Source organism: Corynebacterium sp. c3Ub_189, from assembly GCF_039907195.1.
Taxonomy (GTDB): Bacteria; Actinomycetota; Actinomycetes; order Mycobacteriales; family Mycobacteriaceae; genus Corynebacterium.
This window is the reverse complement of the sequence record NZ_JASBOF010000045.1, coordinates 1-1,437: the sequence shown is the minus strand read 5'-3', so window position 1 is coordinate 1,437 and position 1,437 is coordinate 1. Positions and strand designations below refer to the sequence as shown.

1 protein-coding gene is annotated in these 1,437 nt (G+C 57.6%); it reads right to left on the bottom strand.

Annotated elements, in window-relative coordinates:
- Positions 1 to 66: 66 nt before the first annotated feature.
- Entirely contained in the window at positions 67 to 1,311 is a 1,245-nt protein-coding gene (locus QKD99_RS11425; protein WP_049377104.1) for an IS256 family transposase, read from the bottom strand.
- Between the last annotated feature and the right edge of the window lie 126 nt (positions 1,312 to 1,437).

The window sequence follows — 1,437 nt, the reverse complement described above, 5'->3', positions numbered from 1 at the left end:
TCGAATCTGGGGTTAGTTTCATGGCGGTGGTTTAGGGGCCATCTCGGGGATAAGGGGTGAGGGTATTCACGCGGCGATCTCCTGGTTGTTGTCGCGGTCCTCGTCGATGACCCCAGCGGCGATGATCTCTTTGGTCTGTGCCAGGCTGGTCAGTGACATATAACGCTTCTGTTGGATCCAGTCATCGTGCTGTTCGGCCAACACCGCCCCAACAAGGCGCACAACAGCGTCTCGGTTTGGGAAGATTCCTACGACATCGGTACGCCGGCGGATCTCCCTATTGAGCCGTTCAGTGGGGTTATTCGACCAGATTTTGGTCCACACCGCTCTCGGCGCAGCGGTAAACGCCAACAGCTCGTCGAGACACTCCTCGAGGTAGGTGGCAACGTGAGGGAATTTCTGCTGGCAGAATTCAATAACCTCACGAGCTTGGGCCCACACACTAGCGGCATCGGGTTGCTGAAAGATTGTGTGAAACATCGCTGACAGAGTCGGCCATTGGGTTTTGGGAACCTGGGCCGAGAGGTTCTTCGCGAAGTGCGTTCGACACCGCTGCCAACTAGCCTGCGGCAGGCAGTCACCCACGGCTGCTTGAATACCAAGATGGGCATCACTAGTAACGAGGAATACCCCGGTCAGGCCACGGGCGATGAGGTCCCGAAAGAACCCGGTCCACGACGCGGTAGATTCCGCGGTGGCAACCTGCATGCCCAAAAGCTCTCGGTAGCCGTCAGCGTTGACACCTGTGGCCAGCAACACGCTGGTCTTTACGACACGTCCTCCTTCCCGCACCTTCATTGTCAGCGCGTCGCAGGAGACAAAGTGGTAGGGGCCTTGGTCAAGCCGGCGGGTGCGGAAGTCATCGACCATGTCATCGAGTTCTTTGGCCATCTGGCTGACCTGAGACTTCGACAAGTTGTTGATCCCAAGGGTGGCCACCAGGTCGTTCATCCTGCGAGTGGAGACTCCTTTCAGGTAACAGGTGGCGATGACTGTGGTCAAGGCACGCTCGGTGCGGCTGCGGCGCTCTAGCAGCCAGTCAGGGAAAAATGCGCCGGTGCGTAGCTTCGGGATTGCCACATCAATGCTGCCGACTCGGGTATCAAGTTGGCGATGACGGTAGCCATTACGTGTGTTGGTGCGCTCGGCTGACACGGTGGCGTAATCAGCCCCGCAGACGGTGTCTGCTTGGGCGGAAAGAATCTGGTTGATGAAGTCAGTGAGCATTTGGCGCATCAAATCTGGGGACGCTTGAGTCAGCAGCTCTTCGAGATACGCGGTCGGATCGATATGATGAGGGTCAGCGGCCATCGCAGGGTACTTCCTTTCGAGGATAGGTAAGAGTTGATTCGAAAGGTACCCGCGATGGTCGCCTTCATGCACACCGGCACAAGACTTACCGCGGGCTACAGATACACCACGTTAGGGGACGCAACC